20 protein-coding genes are annotated in these 25,348 nt (G+C 68.6%); 8 read left to right on the top strand and 12 right to left on the bottom strand.

The window, feature by feature from the left end:
- Positions 1-8: 8 nt before the first annotated feature.
- From WFL22_RS06765 to WFL22_RS06775, 3 genes are read right to left on the bottom strand one after another with little or no spacing between them, the layout of a single operon-like run.
- Positions 9-1,658, bottom strand: coding sequence for an amidohydrolase (locus WFL22_RS06765; RefSeq protein ID WP_336992012.1), 1,650 nt, complete (start codon positions 1,656-1,658; stop codon positions 9-11).
- Between the two features lie 50 nt (positions 1,659-1,708).
- Positions 1,709-3,364 (bottom strand): thiamine pyrophosphate-dependent enzyme, encoded by a 1,656-nt coding sequence (locus WFL22_RS06770; RefSeq protein ID WP_336652572.1) that lies wholly within the window; start codon positions 3,362-3,364, stop codon positions 1,709-1,711.
- Positions 3,365-3,415: 51 nt separating this feature from the next.
- Positions 3,416-4,747, bottom strand: a complete 1,332-nt coding sequence (locus WFL22_RS06775) for an MFS transporter (RefSeq protein WP_336652571.1) — start codon at positions 4,745-4,747, stop codon at positions 3,416-3,418.
- Between the two features lie 156 nt (positions 4,748-4,903).
- Here WFL22_RS06775 and WFL22_RS06780 point away from each other — a divergent pair, with 156 nt between their 5' ends.
- A complete protein-coding gene (locus WFL22_RS06780) occupies positions 4,904-6,094 on the top strand; it encodes a helix-turn-helix domain-containing protein (protein ID WP_336992013.1) in 1,191 nt (396 codons plus the stop codon).
- 9 nt (positions 6,095-6,103) lie between these two features.
- On the opposite strand, the gene WFL22_RS06785 is transcribed toward WFL22_RS06780, so the two are convergent.
- Together WFL22_RS06785 and WFL22_RS06790 are read right to left on the bottom strand one after the other, a co-directional pair.
- The gene (locus WFL22_RS06785; protein ID WP_336992015.1) at positions 6,104-7,450 is read right to left on the bottom strand and encodes a M20/M25/M40 family metallo-hydrolase; all 1,347 of its coding nucleotides are present in this window, start codon (positions 7,448-7,450) and stop codon (positions 6,104-6,106) included.
- A 191-nt stretch (positions 7,451-7,641) separates the two neighbouring features.
- The gene (locus WFL22_RS06790; RefSeq protein ID WP_336652568.1) at positions 7,642-8,325 is read right to left on the bottom strand and encodes a TetR/AcrR family transcriptional regulator; all 684 of its coding nucleotides are present in this window, start codon (positions 8,323-8,325) and stop codon (positions 7,642-7,644) included.
- A gap of 143 nt (positions 8,326-8,468) precedes the next feature.
- Here WFL22_RS06790 and WFL22_RS06795 point away from each other — a divergent pair, with 143 nt between their 5' ends.
- Genes WFL22_RS06795 through WFL22_RS06815 form a run of 5 tightly spaced genes read left to right on the top strand, consistent with a single transcriptional unit; the run spans position 8,469 to position 15,430 of the window.
- The gene (locus WFL22_RS06795) at positions 8,469-10,184 is read left to right on the top strand and encodes an amidohydrolase (protein ID WP_336992017.1); all 1,716 of its coding nucleotides are present in this window, start codon (positions 8,469-8,471) and stop codon (positions 10,182-10,184) included.
- A complete protein-coding gene (locus WFL22_RS06800; protein ID WP_336992019.1) occupies positions 10,181-11,842 on the top strand; it encodes an ABC transporter substrate-binding protein in 1,662 nt (553 codons plus the stop codon). The genes WFL22_RS06795 and WFL22_RS06800 overlap by 4 nt, the downstream gene beginning before the upstream one ends.
- Complete coding sequence (locus WFL22_RS06805; protein WP_336992021.1) at positions 11,842-12,882, top strand: ABC transporter permease; 1,041 nt, start codon at positions 11,842-11,844, stop codon at positions 12,880-12,882. The genes WFL22_RS06800 and WFL22_RS06805 overlap by 1 nt, the downstream gene beginning before the upstream one ends.
- Complete coding sequence (locus WFL22_RS06810) at positions 12,879-13,787, top strand: ABC transporter permease (RefSeq protein ID WP_336652564.1); 909 nt, start codon at positions 12,879-12,881, stop codon at positions 13,785-13,787. Before WFL22_RS06805 ends, WFL22_RS06810 begins: the two co-directional genes overlap by 4 nt.
- Positions 13,784-15,430: an ABC transporter ATP-binding protein gene (locus WFL22_RS06815; RefSeq protein WP_336992024.1), complete on the top strand. Its 1,647-nt coding sequence runs from the start codon at positions 13,784-13,786 to the stop codon at positions 15,428-15,430. Before WFL22_RS06810 ends, WFL22_RS06815 begins: the two co-directional genes overlap by 4 nt.
- 112 nt (positions 15,431-15,542) lie before the next feature.
- On the opposite strand, the gene WFL22_RS06820 is transcribed toward WFL22_RS06815, so the two are convergent.
- Entirely contained in the window at positions 15,543-15,998 is a 456-nt protein-coding gene (locus WFL22_RS06820) for a DUF3817 domain-containing protein (protein WP_336652562.1), read from the bottom strand.
- Between the two features lie 38 nt (positions 15,999-16,036).
- Positions 16,037-17,362 (bottom strand): cryptochrome/photolyase family protein, encoded by a 1,326-nt coding sequence (locus WFL22_RS06825; protein WP_336992026.1) that lies wholly within the window; start codon positions 17,360-17,362, stop codon positions 16,037-16,039.
- Between the two features lie 70 nt (positions 17,363-17,432).
- Between WFL22_RS06825 and WFL22_RS06830 the strand changes: the two genes are divergently transcribed.
- The gene (locus tag WFL22_RS06830) at positions 17,433-17,948 is read left to right on the top strand and encodes a hypothetical protein (protein ID WP_336992028.1); all 516 of its coding nucleotides are present in this window, start codon (positions 17,433-17,435) and stop codon (positions 17,946-17,948) included.
- A 478-nt stretch (positions 17,949-18,426) separates the two neighbouring features.
- Here the strand turns inward: WFL22_RS06830 and WFL22_RS06835 are convergent, their stop codons facing one another.
- Complete coding sequence (locus tag WFL22_RS06835; RefSeq protein ID WP_017882584.1) at positions 18,427-18,804, bottom strand: hypothetical protein; 378 nt, start codon at positions 18,802-18,804, stop codon at positions 18,427-18,429.
- A gap of 262 nt (positions 18,805-19,066) precedes the next feature.
- Here WFL22_RS06835 and WFL22_RS06840 point away from each other — a divergent pair, with 262 nt between their 5' ends.
- Positions 19,067-19,264, top strand: a complete 198-nt coding sequence (locus WFL22_RS06840; protein WP_017882583.1) for a hypothetical protein — start codon at positions 19,067-19,069, stop codon at positions 19,262-19,264.
- 82 nt (positions 19,265-19,346) lie between these two features.
- Here WFL22_RS06840 and mobF read toward each other — a convergent pair whose 3' ends face one another.
- From mobF to WFL22_RS06860, 4 genes are all read right to left on the bottom strand, one after another.
- Positions 19,347-22,895, bottom strand: coding sequence for a MobF family relaxase (gene mobF, locus WFL22_RS06845; protein ID WP_442918969.1), 3,549 nt, complete (start codon positions 22,893-22,895; stop codon positions 19,347-19,349).
- Between the two features lie 195 nt (positions 22,896-23,090).
- Entirely contained in the window at positions 23,091-23,972 is an 882-nt protein-coding gene (locus WFL22_RS06850; protein WP_024356140.1) for a sialidase family protein, read from the bottom strand.
- Between the two features lie 141 nt (positions 23,973-24,113).
- Positions 24,114-24,722: a DUF305 domain-containing protein gene (locus tag WFL22_RS06855; RefSeq protein ID WP_336992030.1), complete on the bottom strand. Its 609-nt coding sequence runs from the start codon at positions 24,720-24,722 to the stop codon at positions 24,114-24,116.
- Positions 24,723-24,818: 96 nt separating this feature from the next.
- Complete coding sequence (locus WFL22_RS06860; RefSeq protein ID WP_336992032.1) at positions 24,819-25,322, bottom strand: DUF6153 family protein; 504 nt, start codon at positions 25,320-25,322, stop codon at positions 24,819-24,821.
- Positions 25,323-25,348 lie beyond the last annotated feature (26 nt).

Genomic DNA, 25,348 nt, shown 5'->3' on the forward strand with positions numbered 1-25,348 from the left:
AGGGCGGATCAGGATCGTGCGTCGAAGGTGAGCTCGCCGCCGACCACGGTGGCCACCACGTCGATCCGCGCGATGCTCGGTGCGGTGAGCGGCGAGTCCGAGAATACGGCGAAGTCGGCGAGCTTACCGCGTTCGAGGGTGCCCTTGTCGGCGATCTGGCCGGTCGCCCGCGCCGCCCACTCGGTGTGGGTGCGCAGCGCCTCCTCGGGCGTGAGCGCTTCGGCGGCACCGAGCGCGGCACCGCTCTCAGTGAGACGGTCGACCGCCGACTGCATGCCGCGGCGCAGGTTGTTGTCGGCGACCGGCAAGTCCGAGGATCCCGCGAGCAGCACGCCTGCGTCGACCACACTGCGACCGCGGTAGAGCCAGTCGGCACGCTCGGGGCCTACGCGATCCGCCATCTGATCTCCGATGGGTCCGATGAACCCGGCCTGCGGCGTCACCGCGATGGTGAGCCTACCGGCGCGCTCGAGCTGATCGGGGCGGGCAATGCCGAAGTGCTCAATACGGCAGGGCGCGGCGAGGCGGCCATAGCGCTGCTGGGCTTCCTCGATGAGGTCGAGGGCGAGGTCGATGGCGGCGTCGCCGATAGCGTGCAGGGCGAGCGGCCAACCGGCGCGATAGGCGCCCAAGGCCCGATCGCGGTAGCTCTCGGGCTCGTCGAGCAGGTAGCCGCGGTTGTGATCGTGCCCGCAGAAGTCTTCGGTGACGGCGGCCGTCGCACCGAGCAGCGAGCCGTCGAGGAACACCTTCACGTGCCCGAAGCGCACAGCGTCGTCGCCAAAGCCAAAGCGGATGCCGAGGTCGAGCCCGCGACCATTGCCCTCCCCGTGAAAGTCGGCGGCGTGACCTGCAATGGGGCGCAGCGCGTCGATCGCGGGCATGAGCTGGGCGCGGGCGTGCAGGCGGCCGCGTTCGGCGGCGGCCTGGTAGGCGGCCACCTCGACGGGGCTGTGGCCGATCCACCCGCCGCCGACCCCAGCCTCTGTGAAGCTCGTGATGCCCTCGGCCGCATAGCGCGAGGTGGCCGCGTCAAGTGCTTCGACGAGCCGCTCGGTGGAGTAGGGCAGCAGCAGCGCCTGCACCAGACCCTGGGCCGCCTCCTCGACGAGCCCCGTTGGCGCGCCCTCCGCGTCGCGCACCACGACGCCGCCCACCGGGTTCTCAAAGCCCGGATCGAGTGCACCGACGAGACGCAGCGTAGCCGAGTTGGTGATCGACGCGTGACCCGAGGTGTGCCGCAGGTAGAGCGGGCGACCGCCAGTGATCTCGTCGAGACGCGCGATATCAGGGAACGCGCCGCCGTGGTGGGCTTGGTTGAAGCCGGTGCCGTGCACCCACGCGGCAGCATCGCCGAGTTGATCGAGCCGGGCAACCTCGGCCTCGATCAGCGCGTAGAGCTCATCGAGCCCGCGCGCCCTGGCGAGATCGACCGCAGCGAGGCCAAGACCCCACCAGGCGGTGTGGCAGTGGGCATCGATCAGCCCGGGCGTGACGACGGCGTCGCCGAAGTCGAGCCTGCGCTCGGCATCGAGCCCAGCGATCTGCTCGTCGAAGCCGACGATGCGGCCGCCGAGCACACCCACCGCACGGGCGATGGGATGCGCCGGATTCATGGTGAGAATCTCGCGCGCGGTGAGAATCAGGTCGAGCTGCATGATGCGGACTCCTTGGGGCTGTCGAACGGTCGGCGGCGGTGCTGGGGCGCTCAGCCCGTGATCTCATCGGAGGCCGGCGGCATGACCTCGCTGCTGATGAGCACGTGGATCAGTGCCGGGGCGTCTGCCGCGAGGGCACGATCAAGGGCGGGGGCGAACTCCTCAGTGGCCTCGACGCGCTCGCCGTGCCCGCCGAACGACGCCATCCAGGCCGCGAAGTCGGGGTTGGCCATCCGGGTGCCCGAGGGGCGGCCCGGGTAGTGCTTCTCCTGGTGCTGCACGATCGTGCCGTAGATGCCGTTGTCGACCACGATCACGAGCGGCTTGCCGCCGTGCGCGATCGCGGTGGCAATTTCCTGCCCGTTCATGAGGAAGTCGCCGTCGCCGCAGACGGCAACCGCGCGGCGGTCGGGGAAGGCGAGGGAGGCGGCGACCGCGCCAGGCACGGCGAGCCCCATCGCGCCGTTGCGGGCGCCGACGAGGCTGGCGGGCACGAGGTGCCGCACGAAGCGGTGCGCCCAGATCGTCGCATTGCCGGCGCCGAAGGTGAGGATCGCCTCGCCGTTCAAGCGAGCGTCGAGTTCGCCGAAGGCCACGCCGAGGTCGACCCCGGCATCGGCGAGCGCGCCGGGCACAGAGGCGTCGGCGCGGTGCGCAGCGAAGCGGGCCTGCGCGGCGACCCGGCCGGTGAGCCAGGCGTCGTCGCGGGCACCGCGCGCAGCAGCCGGCTCGGTCGCCGTGAGCGCGCTCGTGAACGCGGCGGGAGTGGAGACGATCTGCTGGTCGATGCGGCCGGCGTGGGCTTTGGCCTCGGGGTCGCCCGTGACCAGCACCGTCTGCGCGTCGAAGCCGAGCGTGTAGCCATCGCTGAGCACGTCGGTGCGGGCGCAACCCACGAAGACGAGCAGGTCGGCCTGCGCGTAGCCCTGCGCGACGGCGTCGGCGCGGCCGTACCCGAGCCAGCCGGCCCACGCCCCGCTGTCGTGCGGCACCGCGTCGTAGGCGCGCCAGTCGGCGAACACCGGCACGCCCGCCGCCTCGGCGTAGGCCGCCAGCTCGGCGCCGCAGCCCGACTGCCAGCCGTCGCCGCCGACCACGAAGGCGGGGCGTTCGGCTCGGGCCAGGCGTTCGGTGAGCACCGCGATCTCCGATGCGGATGGCGTCGGGGCTGGTGCGGCGGTCGGCCCAGCGACCGGGGCCTCGGTGAGCTCGACCAGCAGATCTTCCGGCAGCCCCACTACGACGGGGCCGGGCCGGCCGGCCGCGGCGATCCGCATCGCCTCGTCGACCAGCTCGCCCGCCCGATGCGGTGCGTCGATCGTGATGACGCGCTTCGCGGTCGTGCCGAACCAGCCGGCCAGGCTGAACTCTTGGAACGATTCGCGCTCGCGGTCGGCGACCGGGATGAGCCCGACGAAGAGCACGAGCGGCGTCGCATCCTGCCACGCGGTGTGGATCGCGATCATCGCGTTCGCCGCGCCGGGGCCGCGGGTGACCATCGCAATGCCCGGCCGCCCCGTGAGCCGCCCCTCGGCGAGCGCCATGAAGCCGGCGCCCCCCTCGTGGCGGCACACGACGGTCTCGATCGCCGAGTCGTGCAGCCCGTCGAGCACATCAAGGTAGCTCTCGCCGGGCACGGCGTACACACGCTGCACGCCGTGCGCTTCGAGTGTGCGCACGATCAAGTGTCCGGCTGACTGCGACATGGTGTGATCCTCTCGGGAGACTGCGGGGGATGGGATGATGCGGGGTGCGGATCAGTGCTTGAAGCCGGGCAGCTTCACACTCAGGCTCGGGGCCATGGCGCCCGCGACGGCGGTGAACAACGACAGGAAAGCGAGCATCGCGGCGGCGGGCCACCAGTGATCGCCTGCCGCCGACACGAAACCGGTGGCGAGCAGCGGGATGAAGCCCGAGAGCATGCCTGCCGTGTTCTGCGCGAGGCCGACCCCGGTGTAGCGGGTCTTCGCGGGGAAGAGCCCGGTGAGCACGGTGCCCGATGCGGCGTAGGGCAGCGAGAGCGCAGACACCGCGAGGGTCATCGCGATCACCACGAGCACCGGATTGCCCGAGGAGAGCATCATGAAGGCGGGCACCGCAACCACGGCCGAGAGCACGCCGCCCCACAGAATCACGCGGCTCGCGCCGTACTTGGCGCCGAGGTTGCCACCCCAGATGAGCACGAGAATCTCGACTGCCGCGGCGACCATCGAGCCGAGCAGCATCAGCGATGAGTCGTAGCCGAGCACGTTCACGCCGTACCAGACGCAGAACGCGGTCACGAGGTAGAAACCACCGACGCCGAGCAGGGCCGCGGCCATGCCCACGATGATCTGGCGCCAGCTGTTGCGGAAGGTGGTGAGCACGGGGCTCTTCACGACCTCGCCCGATTCTTCCAGCTGACGGAAGACGGGAGACTCCTCGAGCTTCGAGCGAATGTAGATCGCCACGAGCAGCAGCGGCAGCGCGATGAGGAACGGGATGCGCCAGCCCCAGGCGTCGAAGTTCTGCTGCGAGAAGACCAGCGTCATGATGAAGAAGCCGCCGGAGGAGAGGATCGTGCCGATCGGGGAGCCGATCTGCGGGATCGCCGCGTAGCGGGCGCGCAGGTGCAGCGGCGCGTTCTCGACCACGATGGTCATGGCGCCCGACCATTCGCCGCCGACGAAGAGACCCTGCAGCACGCGCAGCAGCACGAGCAGGATCGGTGCGGCAATGCCGATGGCGGCGTAGGTCGGCAGCATGCCGATGAGACCGGTCACGAGGCCGATGCCCACGATCGTGATCATCAGCACCTTGCGACGGCCGATGCGGTCGCCCATGCGGCCGAAGATGATGCCACCGATGGGGCGAGCCGCGAGGCCGACACCGAAGGTGGCGAAGGAGGCGAGCGCTGCAGCGGTGGCGTTCTCGCTGGTGAAGTACTGGACGTTGAAGACCAGCGCCGCCGCGGCGCTGAACAGGAAGAAGTCGTACCACTCGAGTGCGGTGCCGATCAGAGCGCCGAGGGCGACCTTGTTGGCGTCCTTGATGCTCAGTTCGTGCGTGGCGTCGTACTCGATCGCCGAGGTATTGGTTGTCTCGCTCATGCTCTCTCTCCGTCGAGGATGCGGGATCCGGTGCTGGCGTGCCGTCGCGGTCGCGGCGGCACGCGTTCCAGAATCTCAAGCATTTCGCACTGTTGCAGGCACGAAAAGCCCCTGGTTTCGCCGCCTGCATTGTGCATATGCACATATACTGCGGGCGTGGCCCCGCAATCCAACGACCCCTCGAGCCCAGCCCGCGCATTGAGCGACACCCCTGCCCGAGGGGATCGCGAGCGCTGGCTCCAGCTGCTCGACCGCCTCGACCCCGCCGAGCTCACCGAGACCTTCCTCGCACTCGTGGGCAACGTCGCCGGCTATGACCCCGCGCCGATCCCCCTCTCGGAGCTGCGCCGCACGGGCAGACTCTCCTTCATCACCCTCATCGAGGGTCTCCGCGCCGGCGGGCTCGACGCCCCGATCACGACCGCCGCCGAAGTGGGCGTCTCCCGAGCCCGCGCCGGCATCCCCCTGCCCGCCCTCATGACCGCGATCCGACACGACTTCACAGTGCTCTGGGAAGCGCTTACCAGAGTCGCCGACGCCGACGATGCCGAGCTCATCGTACGCCACACGGGCATCGTGCTGCGCACGGTCGACGAGTATGTGGGGCAGACCCAGCGCGCCTACGCGGCCGAGCGCGAGCGCATGCGCGAAGAGCGGGCCTCCGTGCGACAGGGCCTCATCGCCTCGCTCTTCCAGGAGCCACTGCCCGGCGGCCCGCAGCTGCAGCGCATCGCCGACGAACTCGACCTGCCCGTCGACGCCCCGCTCGTGGTGCTCGCCGCCGTCGAAGAGGACATCGCCCCGCTGCGCGTGGCGGTGTCGGAGCTGGAGCGTGCGGGCGGCCGCGTCTTCACCCATCACCTCGGCGACGCCCTCGTCGCCTTCGCCCGGCACCTCGAATTGCCGGGCTCGCGACTCGAAGAGCTGGGGCGCCGCCTGCTCGACCTGCGCATCGGCGTGATGACCGCCACCGAGGGCCTCGCCGGTCTGAGCCGCACTGCCGCCACCGTGCGCGAACTGGCGCGCGTATTCGAGCCCGGAGAGGACGGGGCCATGACGTGGAGCCGAGGGTGGGCGAGGGTCGCGGCACGCAGCCTGCTCGCCGCCGGACGACCCCTGCTCTCCGACGTGCACCGTGCACTCGCGAACTGCGGGGAGGCGGAGCGGGTGCGTCTCGAGGAGGCGGCGCGCAGCTACCTCCGCACGGGCAGCATCGGAGCCTCGTCTGCCGAACTGTTCTGCCACCGCAACACGCTCGCGAACCGGCTGCGGCGCTTCGCCGAGCTGACGGGGGTCGACCCGACGGTGCCCGAGCAGGCGGCCCGCCTCGTGGTGGGCTGGGCCTGAGAGGCCCCGCTAGCCGATGCGGTCGGCGACAATGCGACGCAGCGCCGCCATCGACAGCTCCACCGAGGTAACGTCGATGCGCTCATCGTTGCCGTGCACACCCTCGCGGTAGCGCTCATAGCTCCAGCCAGGGGCGAGCAGCCCGAAACCGTACGCGGGGATGCCGAGTTCGCGCAGCACGCGTGCGTCCGACCCGCCCGCCGCCATGATGGGCACCGTCGGTGCGTCAGCAACTTCCGCAATCGCGCGCATAATCGACGCGAACAGCGGCGTGTGCGGGCTCGATCCCGTCGCGGCCCAACCGTGCAGATGGCGGATCTCCACCTGATCGGCGATCGGACCGAGCACCGCCACGAGCAGTTCATCGACCTCGTCGTCGCTCGTGCCGGGCAGCGTACGAATGTCGAGGTCGATCGACGCCGACCCCGGAATCACATTGTGCACGGAACCGGCGCGCACCACCGTCGGCGAAATCGTGATCCGCGAGACTGCGTGCGCGTAGCCCGCGATACCGCCGAGCTGCGGCAGCGCCGCATCCAGGCGCACGGGGTCGCGCAACCGCTCAGCGAGAGCGGGATCGTCGATGCGGGCATCGACAAACGCGTTCCACAACTCCCCCAGCTGCGCTGCGGGCATCACCTCTTCGAGCCGCTGCAGCACCTCGCCCATGCGGTAGGCAGCGCTGGTCGCCCCGAATGGGATCGAGGCGTGACCCGGTTTGCCCTGCACCACGAGACGACGACCGGCCGACCCCTTCTCGGCGACCTCGATGGCAACGTGCCGCCCCATGCGCATCCCGCCGGACTCGGAGAGCGCCTCAGTGACACGCACGATCTCGGAGTGCTCGCGCACGAGCCAGTGCATGCCGAGACTACTGCCGGCCTCTTCGTCGGCCACCGCCAGCAGCACAAGGTCACCGCGGGGCGGTGTCGGCGCGAGCGCGACCTCGCGCAACACGCACGCGAACGCGGCGGTGAGGTAGAGCATGTCGACGGCGCCCCGGCCCCAGATCTCGCCGTCGATGAGTTCGCCGCCGAAGGGGTTGCGGGTCCAGCCGTCGGGGTCAACGGGCACCACGTCGAGGTGACCGAGCAGACCCAGCGCCGGGGCCGCAGGGTCGGTGCCGTGCACGCGCACGATGAGCGAGGCGCGACCGGGCGCCGATTCGAGCACGTGGGCCTCAACGTGCTCCAGTGCGATCACGTCAGCAAGAAAGCGCTGCAGCACGCGCACACTGCGGATCTCCTGGCCGGAGGCGGGCGTGCCATCGTTGACGCACCCTTCACGAATAAGGGCGCGCAGCAACTCGATCGCCTCTTCGGCGCCGCCGGATCCGCCGCCACGCTCTGCAGTCACCCTCGCACCTCCGCTCGCCTCGATCCCTCCTACCCTAGCCCCGACGCTCCTCCGCTCCCGTTTTCAGACGTCTGAGCGTGCGGAGAAGCCGTCCGCGCATATGGGATCTGCCGTGCATATGGCACAGGAGGTGGGACCCGTCATATTTTCGGCAGATTCCATATCGACGGACCGAGCAGGATCAGGCGGGATCAGGCAGGACCTGTCGCCAGTTCGACGGCGTCGAGGATGGCCGCGATGCCCGCACGGTAGACGGTCATGCCGTCCATCGCGAGCAGCGCGTCGCGGTGCTGATTCACGAGCGGGTACTCGGTGAGGTTGACCGAGCCGAAGGTGCTGATCCACGGCTCGGAGCCGTCGCGCGCGGCATCGGGATTGCGCAGCACGTCGTTCGCGAGCGCTGCGCTCTGCGAGAGCGCGAAGCCGGAGACCGCAGCGTAGGCGCGCAGCAGCGCTTCATCGCGCAGCCCACCCTCGGCGAGCATCTCGAGCATGAACTCAACGGCGGAGGTGTCGCCGGGGCCACCGGGATCAATAACGGCTGCCTCTGCACCGATCGATGGGTACTCCAGCGCAAGCTCGGCTGTACGCATGAGGTGAGCTTCCAGCCGCTCGCGCCAGCTGCCCGAGCTCTCACGCCCTGCCTCCGTAGCCCAGCCAGTGATGCGGTCGAGGGCGGCTTTGAGCAGCTCGTCTTTGTTGCGGAAGTGCCGGTACATGGCGGTCGCGTCAACACCCAGGGCATCGCCGAGTCGCTTGAAGGTGATTCGCGCGTGCGGTTCATCTCGCGCCAGCCGCAACATCGCGTCGACGATTCCGCGCTGATCCAGTCGCACTCGTCGTGCACTCTCGGCCTGCACCATCTCGACCCCCATTGTTCGGATTCTTGACACCAGTGTAGGCCCGAGGGCCGGCAACGACACTGATGTGTCAACGTAAGTGTCAATGTAATTGACATTACCCACTGATCGGCCTACTGTGGCAGCACGGATCGATGACGATACCTCAGGAGGCTCCGGTGACCGCAACCCCGCACGCAGACGTCGTATTCGAGAACGGCTGGATCTACACCGGCACGGACTCACAACCCAGACCAGGTGGAGTCGCCGTCGCCGACGGCCGCATTCTCAGCACCGACCCCGAAGAGGTCGCACGCCTCTCCGAGACCGCCACCGAACGCGTCGATCTCGCCGGGCGCCTGCTCATCCCCGGCTTCCAAGACGCCCACGTGCACCCCGTCAGCGCCGGCATCGAGCTACTCAGCTGCAACCTCACCGAGTGCGACACGGCAGAGCGCACGCTCGCCGCCATCGCGGCCTACGCCGAAGCTCACCCCGAGGTCGAGTGGATTCTCGGCGCAGGCTGGTCGATGGACGCATTCCCCGGCGGCACCCCCACCAGGCAGATGCTCGACGCGATCGTGCCCGACCGCCCCGTCTTCCTCGAGAACCGCGACCACCACGGTGCCTGGTTCAACACCCGCGCAGCCGAACTCGCCGGCGTCGACGCCACCACGGCCGACCCGGCAGACGGCCGCTTCGAACGCGAAGACGACGGTACTCCGGCCGGCACCGCACACGAGGGCGCCATGAACCTTTTCGCGGCCGCTCGCCCCCGCGCCACCCAGCAGAAGGCCTACGATGGCCTGCTCGCAGCTCAGGAATACCTGCTCTCCTTCGGCATCACCGCTTGGCAGGACGCCGCCGTCGGCGAGTTCATGGGCAGTCCCGACACTGTGCCCGTCTACCATCGCGCGGTCGCCGACGGCACGCTCAAGGTACGCGTGAGGGGCGCGCAGTGGTGGAACCGCGAAGAGGGCGACGCACAGCTCGGCCCCATTATCGCCCGCCGCGACGAGGCCGCCGCCGCCTGCGACCCCGAACGTCTCTCGCTGAGCTCGGTGAAGGTGATGGTCGACGGCGTCGCCGAGAACTTCACTGCTGCGATGCACGACTGCTACCTCGACCACCACGGTCAGGCCACCGACAACCGAGGCATCTCCTTCTTCGACCCGCGCCAGATGGCCGACTTCGTCACGGCTCTCGACCGTGAAGGCGTGCAGGTGCACTTCCACGCGCTGGGTGATCGCGCCGTCACCGACGCCCTCAACGCCATCGAGCAGGCGCGCACCGTGAACGGCCCCAGCGACAACCGCCACCATCTCGCCCATCTGCAGCTCGTGCGCTCCGAGGATGTCGACCGTTTCGCGCCGCTTGGCGCCACCGCCAACATGCAGGCGCTGTGGGCGTGCCACGAGGATCAGCTCGACGAACTCACCCTCCCGTTCCTCGCTGGCGACGCCGAAGCGCGCCACTACCCCTTCGGGGAGCTCGCCTCGGCCGGGGCAGCCCTCGCCGCGGGCAGTGACTGGCCGGTCTCCCGCCCCGACCCGATCCAGGCCATCCACGTCGCCGTGAACCGCGTCGCCTACGGCGAGGAGCGCCCGCCCCTCGGCCCCGAGCACCAGAAGCTCACCCTCGCGCAGGCCCTCGACGCCTACACGCAGGGCACCGCTCGCATCAACCACCTCGACCACGCCACCGGGCGGCTCCTCCCCGGCTACTACGCCGATCTCGCGATCCTCGACCGCAACGTCTTCGATGTGCCCGCCGAACAGATCGGCAGCGTCGGCGTCGATGAGACCTGGGTCGGCGGCGAGCGCGTCTACGCACGCGCAGCGGCTGACAGCGCAGCGACCGGCGACGCCGTCGATCCGAGGGGGGCCGCCGCATGACGGATCGGATCCGCCTGGCCGGCAGCGCCGCCCGCAACCGCCGTATCATCGCCACCGTGGGCGTTGCTGCTCTCGCGGTGAGCGCCCTCGCGGGGTGCGGGCAGAGCGCCACCGCCCGCAACTCCGGCACCTTCACGCTCACCGAACACACGCCCGCGCCCGCCGGCGACATCGACTCCTTCACCTGGGCGCTGCAGACTGAGCCCTACTCGCTCGACCCCGCCTACGCCTTCGACTATGCCGACAACACCGTGCTCGCCAACGTGTGCGAGTCGCTGCTGCGGTGGAACTCCGACCTGTCGCAGTCGCCCGGTCTCGCCACCGAGGTGACGCACCCAGACCCCCTCAGCTGGGTCTACACGATCCGCGAGGGCGTCAAGTTTCACGACGGCACCACGATGACGCCGAACGACGTGGTGGTCTCGCTGAAGCGCCACCTCGATCCCGAGGTCGCCTCGTTCTGGTACGACTCGTACAAGAACGTCGAGTCGATCGAGCAGACGGGCGAGCACGAAGTCACCGTGCGCACCGTCGTGCCGGACTCGCAGTTCAACAAACTCATGTCGGCCGCGCCTGGCGTGATCCAGTCGGCTGCGACCACCGAGGCGGCCGGCCCCGACTACGGCAACCAGTCGACGGGGGTGAACTGCACCGGGCCGTTCTCGTTCGGGGAGTGGCGAGCCGGTGAGTCGATCACCCTCAACCGCTTCGACGACTACTGGGATCCCGAGCTGCGGGCGAAGGCCGAGCAGATGACGTTCGTGATCCTCAACGACGCCAATGCCCGGGTCAACGCGCTGCAGACCGGCGAGATCGACGGCGCATGGACCATCCCGTACAACGCGATCGACGTGCTGCGGGCAAGCGACACCGGGTCCGTCTACTTCGGCACCAACACGACCGTGCAGAGCCTCGTCGTGTCCAACCTGGAGGGCCCCCTCGGCGATGTCCGGGTGCGCCGGGCGCTCACGATGGCGCTGGATCGCGAGGCGCTGGTGCGCGCCGCGGTGCAGGGCTACGGCACCGCCACCAACGCGCTCACCTCCGAGTCGGTGTGGATCGACGGCGACCCCGAGGCCACCCGCCTCGCGTTCGACGAGCTGCCCGCATACGACTACGACCTGGAGACGGCCCGCAAACTGATCCAGGAGGCCGGTGCCGAGGGCGCGAAGATCACCTATGTGACCGCCCCGCTCGACTCGTCGTTCGACGTGGTCTCGCAGGCGGTCGCCTCGGCTGGCCGCGAGATCGGCCTCGACATCGAGATCGAGACCCGCACCCCAAACGCCTACACGCTGCTCTTCTCCGATCCTTCCGCGATCGAGGGCGTCGACCTGTTCGCCACCACCTGGTACCTGTCGAGCACCGACCCGCTCGAGATGTATGCGGTGCTGCGCACCGGCGAGTTCTCGAACTACGGGCAGTGGTCGAACCCAGAGTTCGATGATGTGGTGAACCGGGCGCTGCAGACCATGGATGACGGGGAGCGGTCCTTCATCTCGGCTGAGGCGCAGCAGATCGCCAGCGAGGAGCTGCCCTGGATTCCGCTGATCGATCTGCCCACCACGCTGTGGTTGGGTGAGCGGATCACGGGTGTCGACCCCTCCATCTCATACATGTACTACCCCTGGGCTGCGACGATCGGGAGGGCCGAGTGATGAGCGAAACCGCAATGGGAGCTCCGCAGACGCGGGCTGTGCGCTTGCAGGAGAGCGAGAGCCGCCGCAGGCCGAGCCGGGGCGCGCTCACCGCGCGCTTCATCGTTGGCCGCATCGTCGGCCTCGTCGCGACGCTGTTCGCCGCCTCGCTGGTGGTGTTCTTCTCGCGCTTCGTGGTGCCGGGTGATCCGGCCCGCTTCCTGCTGCGCGGTCGCAGCCCGAGCCCTGAGGCCATCGCCGAGGTGACGCGCCAGTACGGGCTCGACAAATCGCCTATCGAGCAGTACCTGAGCTGGATCAGCGGCGTGCTGCGCGGCGACTTCGGGCGTTCGCTGCAGTACCGCGACGATGTCTCGCACGTGCTGCTGCAGCGCCTCCCCGTCACCCTCGAACTCGTGGCGATGGCCGCGGTGATCATTTCGGTGCTGGGCCTCGCGGCTGGCATCTGGGCGAGCCTGCGGCGCGGTCGCTTCACGGATCGCGCGATCCTCATCACCTCCACCGCGCTCGGCGCGGTGCCGTCGTTCGTCATCGCGATCCTGCTCATCGCCATCTTTTCGGTGCAGCTGGGCTGGTTTCCGTCGTTCGGCAGCGGGCATGAGGGTGTTGACCGTTTCGTGCACCTGGTGCTGCCTGCCTTCGCGCTCGGCCTGGCCTTCGTGGCGCTGGTGGCGAGGGTCACACGCTCGTCCATGAATGAGCAGTTCGTGCGCGAGCACGTCGAGGTGGCTACCAGCCGCGGCCTCACGAAGTCGTCGGTGGTGCTTCGGCATGTGCTGCGCAACGCGATCGGCCCGATTCTGCTGGTCAGCGGCGTGCTCGTCGCCGGTCTGCTTGTGTCGAGCGCGATCGTGGAGCAGACCTTCGGCCTCGCCGGGATCGGCTCACTGCTCGTGCAGTCGGTCGACCGCCTCGACTTCCCCGTCGTGCAGGCGATCGTGCTCGTCGTGGTGGTCGCTTTCGTCACGGTCAACACCATCGTCGACCTCATCCAACCGCTGATCGATCCGCGCATCGCCGCAGGAACGGAGACCCGATGAGCACCGCAGCAACCCCCTCGCGCCGCGCAGCCGCGGCACCCGCACCGCCTGAGGGCACCCGTGCCCTCACCGTGCCTGTCAAGGTGAAGCGGCGTGGCCTGTTCACCGTGACCGGGCGGATCGCGGTCGTCTTCGTCGCGGTTGTCGTGTTGGCCGCAGCGCTCGCGCCGGTCATCGCCCCCTACGATCCCGACCATGTCGACCTGCAGAACATTCTGGCCGGCCCCAGCTGGGCGCACTGGCTCGGCACCGACGCGCTCGGCCGCGACCTGCTCACGCGCCTCATGTTCGGCGCGCGCACCTCGCTGATCGGCCCGCTGATTGTGGTGCTCGGTTCGACGGTGCTCGGGCTGGTACTCGGCCTGGTCGCTGCGTGGCAGGGCGGCTGGCTCGATGCCGTGCTATCGCGGGTGTTCGACTTCCTGTTCTCCTTCCCGGCGATGCTGCTCGCGATGCTCGGTGTCGCACTCTTCGGGAAGGGCCTGTTCGCACCGGTGCTCGCGATGACGATCGCCTACGTGCCGTATGTGGCGCGGCTCACCCGCGGTCTCATCATCACGGAGCGCGCCCGCCCCTACGTGCAGGCCTACCGGGTGCTGGGTTTCCGCAGCTCATGGATCGCGTTCACCCGGGTGCTGCCGAATGTGGTGCCCACGGTCGGCGCGCAGTCCACCCTCAACTTCGGCTACGTGCTCGCCGACCTCGCCGCGCTGTCGTTCATCGGCCTTGGCGTGCAGGCACCCACTGCCGACTGGGGCTCCATGATCAACGAGAGCCGCGGCGCGCTCATGAGCGGTGCGCTGCTGCCCACCTTCGTGCCCGCCGCCGTGGTGGTGCTCGTGGTCGTCGCCATCAATGTGATCGGCGAAGAACTTTCCGACCGAATCGGAGGCAACTTCTCATGACCGCAGCATCTCACACCCGTCAGGGCGGCGGCGATCCGCTGCTGCAGATCGACGACCTCACCCTGCGCGTGCCCAGCCGCGGCCCCCTGCTGCACGGTGTCTCACTGGCTGTCGGCGCCGGTGAGTCGGTGGCGCTCGTGGGCGAATCGGGATCGGGCAAGTCGCTCACTACCCGCGCCGCTCTGGGCCTGTTCCCCGAACACGCCTCCCTCACCGGCTCGGTGCGCGTCGCCGGAATCGACACGGTGACGGCGACACCCGCCGATCTGCAGACGATCCGCCGCAAGCGCGCGTCGATGATCTTCCAAGATCCGCGCTCCGGCATCAACCCGGTGCGCACCCTCGGCGACTTCCTCACCGAGACGCTGGTGCGCTGGCACGGGCTCAGCCGCGCCGACGCTGCCGCCCGCGCGATCGCGCAGCTCGAACAGGTGGGCTTGCCGCGCGCTGAAGCGCTGCTCGACCAGTACCCGCACCAGCTGTCTGGCGGCATGCTGCAACGCGTGATGATCGCGGCGGCGCTGCTCGACGAGCCAGAACTGCTGCTCTGCGACGAGCCCACCACGGCGCTCGACGTGACCACGCAGGCCGGCATCGTCGAACTGCTGCGCGAGCAGCAGCAGGCGCGCGGCATGGGCATGCTGTTCATCACGCACGACCTCGGCCTCGCGGCGTCGCTCTGCGAACGGGTGGTGGTGCTGCGCGGCGGCCTCGTCGTCGAGGAGGGGGCCACCGAGGCGGTGTTCCGCGACCCGCGGGAGGCGTACACGCAGCAGCTGCTGGCCGCGACGCCCCGCATCGACCTCGACCGCTTCGGAGACGCGGTGCCAGTGGCTGGGCAGCCCGCCGCACAACCTGCCGCGATCCGCGCCGCAGGCATCACCAAGCGCTACCGCATCCCCGGCCGCGACGACGTGCTCGCGCTCTCCGATGTGGGCTTCGAGCTGGCACGCGGCGGCTCCCTCGGCATCGTGGGCGAGTCAGGATCTGGCAAGTCGACCCTCGCCCGCATCATCGTCGGCCTCGAAGAGCCGAGTTCGGGCACGCTCACCATCGACGGCACCGACCGGCCGCAGCGCCCGCTCAACGCGACAGAACGGCGCGCGCTCGCCGCGCACACGCAGATGGTGTTCCAGGATCCATACCTCTCCCTCGATCCCCGCATCGCGGTGGGCCGCGCCGTCGCCGACGTGGTGCGCCTGCACCGCGGAGCGTCACGCGCGGATGCGGAGCGGGAGGCGAGCGCGCTGCTCGAACGGGTGGGGATCCGCCCCGAACAGCTGGCCTCGCGGCCGCGAGGCCTCTCCGGCGGGCAGCGGCAGCGCGTCGCGCTCGCGAAAGCACTCGCCGCGCAACCGAGCATGCTCGTGCTCGACGAAGCGACCAGTGCACTCGATGTTTCGGTGCAGGCGCAGGTGCTCGAACTCGTGGAGGAGGTGCGCGAGCAGTTCGGTCTCACGATCGTGTTTGTCACTCATGACCTCGCTGTGGTGTCGCGCGTCTGCGAGGAGACGATCGTGATGCAGCGCGGGCGGATCGTCGAGCACGGTCGCACCGCACAAATCCTCGGCGCACCCCGCGAGGACTACACCCGCCGGCTCATCGAGTCACGGCCCGAACCGCTCTGGGAACAGGCGGCATAACGACAGAACGGCGATGGCCGGGGGCGGATCGGATCCGCCCCCGGCCATCGCCATTTCAGCTGTGCTGCGCTGCTCGCGCTGCGCCCGGCGGCACTTCGCAGCCCGGCCCCGGTCAGCTCTTCGGAATCGGTGGCCCCATCCACAGCAGCAGCGAGAACACGGCTGTCACGCCCACCGCGAGAATGACGAGCGCCCACCAGGGGTGCCGCAGCACCCACGCCTGCACCCGCTCGATGAAGTTGCGGGGCTGCTCGCCGCCGGCGCCGAGACGCCAGCTGCGCCCCAGCTTTCCGCGATGATCCATGACGAGTTCGAACGGCAGCGTCGCGAACGGCACCACGGCGGTGGCGAGGCCGAGGAGGCCCGTGCCGAACGACCAGCGATCGTTCACCCACACGAACACGGTGATGACGCAGTAGGAGAGGAACACGAAGCCGTGCACCCCGCCGGCTGGGGCGACGAGGGCGTCGGAGACGCCGGTGCCCCGCAGCACGAGGGCGGTGATGAGCCCCGTCCAGGTCACGAGTTCGGCGAACGCGAAGGTGCGGAAGAGCAGGCGTGGTGACATGCCTCCCAGGGTATCGAGACGCGGCTGGGAGAGCGTGCTTAGCGCGTGATTGATTGGTAGGCCTGCAGGGCTTCGGCGCGGGAGGCCTTCAGGTCGAGGATGCGGGGCAGGCCGGCGCTGTAGGGCGCCCACCGGTCGACGTAGCGGCCCTCGGGATCGAACTTCTTCTGCTGCAGATCGGGGTTGAAGACGCGGAAGTAGGGTGCTGCGTCGGCCCCGCAGCCGGCGACCCACTGCCAGTTGAAAGGATTGCTGGCGTCGTCGGCGTCGACAAGCGTATCCCAGAACCACGCTTCCCCCACGCGCCAGTCGAAGCGCAGATTTTTGGTGAAGAGCGATGCGGCGATCATTCTCACCCGGTTGTGCATGAAGCCGGTCTGCCAGAGTTCTTGCATGCCGGCGTCGACGATGCCGAAGCCGGTGCGGCCCTGCTGCCAGGCACGCAGTTCGTCTGCGTCGACCTCGCGCCAGGGGAAAGTTTCGAAGCGGGTGTCGAGGCTGCGCGAGGCGAGCGGGCCGAAGTGGTAGGCGGTGTGTTTCGCGAACTCACGCCAGCCGAGCTCGGAGAGAAACAGGCCCACATCGCCGCCGGCACTCAGCGCTTCATGCCACACCTGTCGCGGGCTGATTTCGCCCCAGCGCAGGTGCGGGGACAGTTCTGAGCCGGTGCGTTCGGCGGGGAAGTCGCGGCGCGAGTAGTGCTGCGCGCCGTCTGCGAGGAAGGTGGTGAGTTTGTCGAGAGCGGCGTGTTCGCCTGGGGTCCAGCGCTCGGCGAGCCCGCCGGACCAGTCGGGGGCGTGCGGCAGCAGGCCCCACGATTCCAGCGCGTCACTGTCGACGCTCGCAGCGGCTGCGGTGAGCGTGTCTGGTGGGCCGAGGGGTGCCGCGGGAGGCAGCCCGGAGGTGCAGGCGCGCCAGAATGCTGAGTACACCCGGTACGGGTTTCCCTCCCCGTTGGCGATGTGCCACGGCTCGAAGAGCAGGTCACCGGGGGTGGAGTGCGCTTCGATGCCGGCTGCTCTCAGTGCCTTTTTGATGTGTGCGTCGTGCGCGCGTGCTTCGTTGTAGCGCCGGTTCCACAGCACCCTGTCGGCGCCGGATTCGCGTGCCACCGCCGGCACGACGGTTTCGGCTGCGCCGCGTCTAAGCACCAGTTCGATGCCGTGCTGTTCGAGGGAGTTTCGCAGCGCGACGAGGGAGTGGTGCAGCCACCACCTGGTGGCGCCTCCGAGGGGCCGCACATGCTCGGATGCGTCTTCCAGCACGTAGAGCACGACGATGCCGTCGGGGTCTTGCGCGGCGGCATTGAGGGCCGGGTGATCGGCAAGCCGCAGGTCGTCACGAAGCCACACGAGCGTTGTCATCACTTCAGAGTAGCGTTGAGGTCTGACGAACGGCGGAACTCGCCGCTCGCGTTGCGAGGGGGGCGGAAATATGGTGCGGATTGCTGTTGCTGCGGCGCTCGACTGCTCGGCTGATGCTGCGTGGCGAGCGGCGCACTCACCTGCCGCCGCCGGGCAGCTGTATCGGCCGCTGCTGCAGATGCGGCCCCGCGGTGGTGCGCAATTCCCGGCGGTGTTCGAGACGGGGAGCCGGGTCGATGTTGCCTTGCGCTTCTTCGGGGTGCTCCCGGCGGGAACGCAGCGCATCGTCATCGTGGATCTCGATGCGCAGGAGGCCGGCTCGCGGGCGGCCGGCTCGCGGGCGGCCGGCTCGCAGGCGCGAACCATGCGTGATGCGGGGCGCCCGCTTTCGGGCCCTCTCGCGCTGATCAGCTTCTGGAATCACGAGATCACTATCATCCCGGCGGGCCCGCGCTCCGCGGTGTGGCGCGACGAACTCACGATCGGCGGGTGGTTCGCGCCGCTGGCCGCCGTCGTGCTCTGGCCGATGTGGCGCTGGCGGGTGCAGAAACTGCGCAAGCTGGCTCGGGGGTGGCGGGCTCAGTAGGTTTTTGGGGTGGCGGATCGGCGGCGCTCAGAGGCGGTGCTGTGATGGCGCCCCTCGCAGGTGTCGGCACCGTGGTGTCGGCCGATCCGCATGTGATTGCATAGGGCGCCCCCACGGGGCACCCCTACCCGTAGCGGCGCCGGCGAGCCGCTTTGCTCCACCCTGTGGGGCTCGTGCCGCGCTCGGGAGCAGCGGCTGGGAACATCCACGCTACGCGTGAAGAGGCTTTTTGATCAGGGGATTTGGGGTGGGGTCAGGCCGTTTTGATGGTTTTGCATAGGGCCTCGAACCTCCTCAACAGAAAGCAGTGCGCCGCCCCCGTGGGGGCGGCGCACTGTGGTTAGAAGTCCCAGTTTTGACAAGAGGCGCGGAATCATGCGGTTTTCTGAGCCCGTCACTACCTGTATGCCACCTGCGTGCCACTCGCGTCGGAACCTGGTTCCGTTCGCCTGAGCGAACCGGTGACACACTACGAAGTTTACTCGTCATTGCTCGCGGGCGCGGGGTTCTTTGTCGCAGGGACGCCCTTCTTGCGGTCGCCGCGGCGTGCCTGCACAGCTTCTAGTATGCGAGCCTTCGCTAGCTTAAGAAGGCTGACCGGCCCGAGCACGAGGAACACGGTTCCCATGACGAGGCACCACAGCATCGGCAAGCTGAGCCAGGCGTCACCGCCTTGCTCGATGAGCCCTTTGAGGAAGTTCGCGAGGAAGTAGTACGGGGCGGCGACGAGCATCGCGGGCGTGCCCCACTTCAATCCGTCGCGACGGAGGATGCGAGAGATGAGCCGAGGGCCGGGTGCGTACCTCGCGAGGAAGTAGTAGCAGCGGACGACGCCGGAGAAGATGGTCGAGAGCATGAGGACAGCCCTTTCAGATCACTCGGCAGTGAGTCATTTGAAAAGGGCTTCCCGTTCCCGGGTGGCCGTGCCACTACATCCGATAGCGGCGAACGTTTTGTAGAGACTGCCTACGCCTCCACTGTACGTCGGCCAGCGCGGAAGCGGAACCCTCGTCACTGGCCGCCGCCTGGCGATGGTGAAGACGAGAGCGCACCCAGTAGGAGGCGCTACGTTGCGCTGAAGACACATCACCGAACAGACCGAGCGTGGAGATGCGACGATGGACTTCCAAGAAGCGGCAGCGATCGTCACCGCTGATCAGAACCAGAACGACTGGGGCGACGAACCGCCGATGACCCAGGCAGAGGCCATCGAGCACGTGCGCAACATCATGACGCTGGAAGATGTCGTTGACTACGGCGACGAGAACACCGAGGCATACCGACTTGTGCTGTCCACCTCGCAGCTGCCCGAATAGCACTGCTCCCGATACAGGCGGGGGCACCTGAACGGCGCTCTCGCCTTTGTCATGCACCCGCCGATAATGTGCGGGCATTTCATCAGAGTGACCGTGCGCCCCGTCTGGTGAGCGCGTTCGACGCGGCCTTCGGGCGCGCCCGCTGAGTCGTGAGTGCTCGCGCGCGTTGGATCGCTTGCGTGGCGCGGGCCTGGTCGATCTTCTGCGCGAGCCCATCCGGAGCCGGCCCGAGAGCATCGTCATTCGTAATGCCGTATCGGTCACGGTACGCGGCGACCGTGCGCGCATACCGTACCCAGGCCTCCTGCTTGCGTGGATCATCCGGCCGCGCCCCGAGCGCCCGCACCCACGGCGCACCATCTGCCGCGGCTTGCTCAGCGATGGCCGCGGCGCGTTGTTCGATGAGCTGATGCCGTTCCGCGAGCGCCTGCCGCATATCCGGTTCCGTGATGCCGCCAGCGACGGGGATCAGCCCCGCAATCAACCTCGGCACCTGCGCCGCGCGCCCGCTGCTGGCAGGGTGTTCGGTGGCGGTGGCGAGTCGCCAGTGCAGGACGGAGGCGATGTCGTCGGCGTCATCGAAGCCCCGAGCCCTCACCAGGCGTGGGAGAAGCCGGTCAACGTCGTGATGGTTCGCCTCGGCCCGGCGGAGTTCAGCGACGAGGGCGTCGAAAGTATCGGAGTCGAGCACGGCGCCTACTTGGGCGGTGGTGAGGCCAGATGCACGTATGAGGGTGGCCCAGCGGTCGTGTTGAGCTTCGGTGGCGATGGTCTCGTACTCCGCGGCGAGCTGCCGGATCGACCCCCACTTCTCCTGCTCCCGCTCGGTCGTCTCGTGCGCCGACAGCTCCGCACCGGAATGATTGAGCACCCCGAACAGCACCCGCCGTGCGGCCTCCTCCACATCCGAGGCTTCGTGCGGGTGCCGGTGCGCGTCGTCTGGGGTGTCGACGGCGACGTAGGCGTAGTTCCCGTCCCTGCCGCGAGTCATGGCGACGTACAGGTTCTCCCTGGTCATCGACGGCTCGACCAGCACATGCGAAGTGTCAACGGTGACGCCCTGGGCGCGGTAGGCGGTGACGGCGTAGCCGAGGTCGAGGTGCTCGGCGACGTAGTCGGCGGGCAGCACGATCGACCCGCCCCGATCCTGGGCGGCGGGCCGGATCGTCACGGAGCCGTCGCGCCGCACACGGGTGATGGTCCACCGGTTCCCGTTCTGCACCCACGCCGACCGTGAGCGGAGATCCCGGCGGTTATCCCGCGTGATGACGACATCCCCGACCGCGGCGGTCGCGCCGCCGTCGAGGGCGACTTCACCACGGATCGGCTGCACGACCCCCGCGAGGATCAGCTCGGTGCGGGCGCGGAGGTTCAGCGCGGTCATGGATTCGCTGGAATCGGTGACGAGGATCGACGCGACCCCCGCCTCCCGGTCGGCACGCCACGCCTCATACGCCAGGGCGGTCACATCCTCGGTATCGCCGCCGGCGATCCGGCCCGCATCCTGGTAGGTGTCGATCACATCGGTTTGGCCGAGGCGGAGCCCGAGGGATGCGATCTTCTCCCACTCGTTCGTGAACCGGTAGATCGTGGACAGCTCCGGGGTGTCGTCGCGGTCACCCGCGAGGAGCCCAAAGGCGCCGGCGGCTTCGACGGCTTGGAGCTGGGAGTAGTCGCCGACGAGCAGGACTTTCGCGCCGGCTTCTTCGGCGATCTTGGTGATGCGGTCGAGTGAGAGGGTGCCTGCGAGGCTGGCTTCATCGATGATGACGAGCTGCCCTGCACGGAATGACACCCGGCCCAGGTTGTGGAGCGTCCACCATCGTGCGGTGTTCTCCGTCTTGATGCCGAGGTCGTCGGCGAGGACTTCCGCCGCGACCACCGACGGCGCCAACCCCACCACCGACCCCGCCCCGTGCTCGGCTTCCCACGCGCGGCGGAGTGCGTTCATAGCGGTGGTTTTCCCGGTGCCGGCGGGGCCGACCAGCATGTCGAGCACTCGCCCCGATATGGCGATCTTGGTGAGGGCGTCGGCCTGGTCTGGGCCAAGCATCCGCCCGTCCCGATCCGGGGCGGCCGTGACGCGCTCGATCACCGCGAGCGGCAGCGTCGGCCCAGTCAGGGTGCGGGAGCGTTTCAAGAGCCGTGCTTCCGCTTCCAGGAGTTCGGTCGAGGAGTAAAGGGTCGAGTGGCGGGGCCGGAACGCCGAGGTGCCGTCCGGGCGCTGGAACCGTGCCGGGGTGGAGGCGAGTTCGGGTGGGGTGAGGCGCAGCGAGGCGCGCTCGGCCGCATCGACGACCATGCCGCTGACGGCTTCCCGATCCCGAGTCGTCGCGAACCGATACCCCATCGTCTGCCGTGCGGCCTCGGCGGTGAGGTTCCAGCGGTGCCAGGTCGACCGCTTCGCCCCAACGGCCTCGACCACGGAGAGCGCGATCGCTTCGATCTCATCGAGCGGCACGTCATCCGCCCGCAGCACCCGCATCATCCCCGCCGGGATCGCCTCGCGCGCCCACTCGCCGGCATCCCGGCCGAGCTTCCTGGTGGCGCGCTTGCGCCATTCGGTCGTGAGGTCGGCGAGCGAGCGCACTTTCTTCTCTGGCCGGGTCGTGAGCGTGGCCTGAGCGCGGAGCTTGATGACCGTCGCCGCCGACGGCTGCCGCCCATGCCGCTGCACGTACTCGGCGATCAGGCGATCCTTCTCCGAATCGATCTGATACGAGCGGGTCGAGAACTCGAGCACGAGGTCTTCCGGGACCGTCGCGATCGCCCATGCCGGGTTCCGGCCCCGGCCCCGCTCGCGTGCCTCCCACTCGACGCCGAGAAGCCGGGTGAGATGGTCGGCGATGACCGCCTCGTGCAACTCGGAGAGCGCGACCGTGGCGGCGTGCATAGGGCGGCCGTCGAGCGACCGCCACTTCCCATCAAGCACCGTGCGCACTTTGTTAGAGACCACCACGTGCGTGTGCAGGTGCGGGTCGTTCGCGCGGGAGTCGTAGTGGTCGTAGGCGGTCGCGGCGAGCCCGAAGGTATCGACCTGGGCGACCGCGCCGCCGTCGGCGCCGGTCGAGCCGACACGCGTGGCAGCGACTTCGCGTTCCATGAACTCGATCACTTCCGCGATCGCCGCGTGATGCGCGTCGGCGATCAGCGCTTGCGTGCCCGCGTCGGCGACCGCCCAGAGCACGGAGGCCGACTTCGGCAACGAGAAGGTGTAGTCGTAGCCTGCGACCGCCTTCCGGGTGCCGCGCTTGCGTTCCTCGTTCTCGATCTGCGCGACAGCCTCCGCGCGGGAGGCAGGGCCGAGCTCGGGGTCGAGGGCTTCGACCCGTGCGTCGACGCGCTCTACTGGGGTCGAATAGACCGGGTAGGCCTGCCCGAGCGGATCACCGGTCACGGGATCTCGGCCCATGCCGATGAGGAGCTGCAGTTGTTCCTCCGACACTTCATCGCCGGTCGTGATCTGACCGCCGGCGAGCTGCGCGATCCCGGCGCCGAGCCACCTGCCGGGCGGGGTCCCGGCTTCGGCGTAGTAGCGCGTGAGCGGTGTGGACAGCGAGCGGTCGCAGTCGCCGGTGACGACGGAGCGCAGGAGGTACTTGTAGCCGTCACCGGCGCTCATCACCCGCATCGAGACCGTCACAGAAGACAGGTGCGAAGCCAAGTCCTGCGCGCCTTTGCCTACGATTCGTAGCCTATGTGTATACAGCAGAACAGTGGTATCACATGTGGCGCTAAGGAGGCTGTGTCGGAGTGGCGAGACCGGGGTGCGAAAGCAGTCGCTGAGGCTTGGAGGTTCAGGGTGTGAGGGCTCCTTCGATATCGGTCAGGGGCTCGATAGTGCGGGCAGGATGATCGTGGCGTCGTCGTCGAGTGCAACGATGCCGCGTTCGTCGACGAGGATGACGTCTCCGGCCGGGGAGAGCCCCAATGCTTCGACGGTGCCCGTCGCTGATCCGATTGCCTTCCACTCGCCCTTACCGACTCGCTGCCAGATCTGTCCGTCGGTGCCGACCCCGACGACTGTGTCTCCGGCAGCTTCGAGCAGGTACTGCAGCGGCGCATCTCCGAGTGGCGTGAACGATGCCCCGCCGTCGGTGCTGGTGCGCACGCCCTCAGGGGTGGCCGCGTAGATCGTGCCATCTGTGGTTACAGCGAGATCAACGGCGTCGAGCTCGGTGCGGGACTCCCAAGTGGTCCCCAGGTCGTTGCTGACTCGCAGCGCGGGGCTGGTTGATCCGATGCCGTAGAGCTGACCGTCCGGGCTGGCAGTGAGGACGTGGAAGTCCTCATCGTTGGTGAAGGCGACCGGGTGCCACTTCTTCCCGGTGTCGTCGCTGCGGATAATGCCGAGATTCGGGGAGCCCAGCTCCGTCGGGGTTTCAAGGCCTGGGTGCCCGGAAGCGATCAGCGCGCCTTGGGTGTCGGTGAGTCCCATTAGATCGAAGTCGTAGTCGCCGAGTGGGCCGTCCACTGCACCGTCCTCGTCCACGCGGTAGAGGCCGGTATGGGTGCCGACGAGGAGGGTTCCCCCGGCTTCTGGGATCACGGCATGAATATGGCCGAAGGTTGGCGGTGGCGAGGATGCTGGCGCAGCGGGAGCGACAGCGGCGCAGCCGGTCAGCACGATGGCGAGGGCAGCCGTCGCCGCGGTGACGAGCAGCCGCCCGCGCAGGCGGGGCGTGCTGGAGAGGAGAGATGCGGGCATTGGATCATCTTTCTGTGGGACGCGGGCGGGCGGCCCGGTCAACGGAGAGGATGCAGGGGGCACTGGGGAGCGGTGCGAGCTGCGAGGATGCGGGCGGGGTCCCCGCTCCTGCGTGGGCGGGGACCCGGGTCAAGGCCGGAATCAGAGGCTGTTCAGGAGCTCCTGCATCGTGGTGATCTCTGCGCTCTGGTCGTCGATGACCTGCTGCGCAAGCTCGAGCACGTCCGGGTTCTTGCCGCCATCGAGGGCGGACTGGGCCATCTCGATCGCGCCGGTGTGGTGCTCGATCATGCCTTCGAGGAACAGGCGCGTCGCCTCGGTTCCGGTGGCTGATTCGAAGGCGGTCATACTGTCTTCCGACATCATGCCGCCGCCGTGATCCATGCCGCCCATCGACGAGTCATCGGCGGAGATGCCCCAGTCCTCGAGCCAGCCCTGCATGGTCTCGATCTCGGGGCCCTGGGCATCCTTGATCTGCTGGGCGAGCTCGATCACTCGGTTGTCGATGCCGTCCTTGGCGAGCAGCATGTCGGCCATCTCGATGGCCTGTTGGTGGTGCGGGATCATCATCGTCACGAACATCTGGTCGGCGGCGTTGAACTCCGCGTCGGACTCGGCGGGAGTCGACGACGAGCTGGATCCGTGATCCATGCCGGCCATCCCGCCCGATGTTCCGCTCGGGGAGCAGCCGGTCAGCAGGAGGGCGGTGGACAGCGCGGCTGAAGCCAGCGCCAGTGTGCGAATACGCATCAGTGTGCGTCCTTTCGGTTCAGTCAACATTGGGAGATTCGCGCCCCAGGCAGGGCGCAGCCATGCTCCGGCAATCGTGGCCGGAGCGAGCGCGAATCAGGTGCGACTGATTGAGAGGATGATCAGAGACGGCGGACGGGGGCGCGGTAAAACGCTGCCCGCAAGCGGCAAAGAGCGGATCGCGAGGACGAGAGAGTGCCAGGAATATCCCAGCATGAGCGGTATGAGCAGCAGTATGAAGCCCACCAGCAGCGCGAGCACGCACCCCACCATCAACATGACGTGGCTGGGGGCCTGATCCTCGCACGAGCCAGGACAGTGGGCATCCCCAGCCGGTGCCAGCGGCGCGGCAGTAGCACCCGTAGCATGCCAGTCCGAATCGGCAGCCGGCAGCTCGCCGCCGCTCATGCCAGCACCGATGGCCTCGTGGTCATTCGCCATGAGCGCGGCCGGGGATCTCGTGTCGTGGCCGCCGTGCCCGGAAGAGAAGTTCAGCACATGCATGCCGAAGAGCCCCACCAGCACCAAGGAGAGGAGGCCGAAGACGAGCAGACGGCGGCGTGGCGCGTCGCCGCGCGGCACTCCACGACCGGTCTGCATCGTCGTCTCCTCTTCTCCATCCCCGT

This window comes from Leucobacter sp. VD1 (genome assembly GCF_037150695.1).
In the GTDB taxonomy this organism is placed as follows: domain Bacteria; phylum Actinomycetota; class Actinomycetes; order Actinomycetales; family Microbacteriaceae; genus Leucobacter.

What these genes read in the sequence shown, in the direction of transcription:
- WFL22_RS06765 (WP_336992012.1), bottom strand. Translation starts at nt 1,658, where the DNA reads ATGCAGCTCGACCTGATTCTCACCGCGCGCGAGATTCTCACCATGAAT.
- WFL22_RS06770 (WP_336652572.1), bottom strand. Translation starts at nt 3,364, where the DNA reads ATGTCGCAGTCAGCCGGACACTTGATCGTGCGCACACTCGAAGCGCAC.
- WFL22_RS06775 (WP_336652571.1), bottom strand. Translation starts at nt 4,747, where the DNA reads ATGAGCGAGACAACCAATACCTCGGCGATCGAGTACGACGCCACGCAC.
- WFL22_RS06790 (WP_336652568.1), bottom strand. Translation starts at nt 8,325, where the DNA reads ATGGGGGTCGAGATGGTGCAGGCCGAGAGTGCACGACGAGTGCGACTG.
- WFL22_RS06800 (WP_336992019.1), top strand. Translation starts at nt 10,181, where the DNA reads ATGACGGATCGGATCCGCCTGGCCGGCAGCGCCGCCCGCAACCGCCGT.
- WFL22_RS06805 (WP_336992021.1), top strand. Translation starts at nt 11,842, where the DNA reads ATGAGCGAAACCGCAATGGGAGCTCCGCAGACGCGGGCTGTGCGCTTG.
- WFL22_RS06810 (WP_336652564.1), top strand. Translation starts at nt 12,879, where the DNA reads ATGAGCACCGCAGCAACCCCCTCGCGCCGCGCAGCCGCGGCACCCGCA.
- WFL22_RS06815 (WP_336992024.1), top strand. Translation starts at nt 13,784, where the DNA reads ATGACCGCAGCATCTCACACCCGTCAGGGCGGCGGCGATCCGCTGCTG.
- WFL22_RS06820 (WP_336652562.1), bottom strand. Translation starts at nt 15,998, where the DNA reads ATGTCACCACGCCTGCTCTTCCGCACCTTCGCGTTCGCCGAACTCGTG.
- WFL22_RS06825 (WP_336992026.1), bottom strand. Translation starts at nt 17,362, where the DNA reads ATGACAACGCTCGTGTGGCTTCGTGACGACCTGCGGCTTGCCGATCAC.
- WFL22_RS06830 (WP_336992028.1), top strand. Translation starts at nt 17,433, where the DNA reads ATGGTGCGGATTGCTGTTGCTGCGGCGCTCGACTGCTCGGCTGATGCT.
- WFL22_RS06835 (WP_017882584.1), bottom strand. Translation starts at nt 18,804, where the DNA reads ATGCTCTCGACCATCTTCTCCGGCGTCGTCCGCTGCTACTACTTCCTC.
- WFL22_RS06840 (WP_017882583.1), top strand. Translation starts at nt 19,067, where the DNA reads ATGGACTTCCAAGAAGCGGCAGCGATCGTCACCGCTGATCAGAACCAG.
- mobF (WP_442918969.1), bottom strand. Translation starts at nt 22,895, where the DNA reads ATGCGGGTGATGAGCGCCGGTGACGGCTACAAGTACCTCCTGCGCTCC.
- WFL22_RS06850 (WP_024356140.1), bottom strand. Translation starts at nt 23,972, where the DNA reads ATGCCCGCATCTCTCCTCTCCAGCACGCCCCGCCTGCGCGGGCGGCTG.
- WFL22_RS06855 (WP_336992030.1), bottom strand. Translation starts at nt 24,722, where the DNA reads ATGCGTATTCGCACACTGGCGCTGGCTTCAGCCGCGCTGTCCACCGCC.
- WFL22_RS06860 (WP_336992032.1), bottom strand. Translation starts at nt 25,322, where the DNA reads ATGCAGACCGGTCGTGGAGTGCCGCGCGGCGACGCGCCACGCCGCCGT.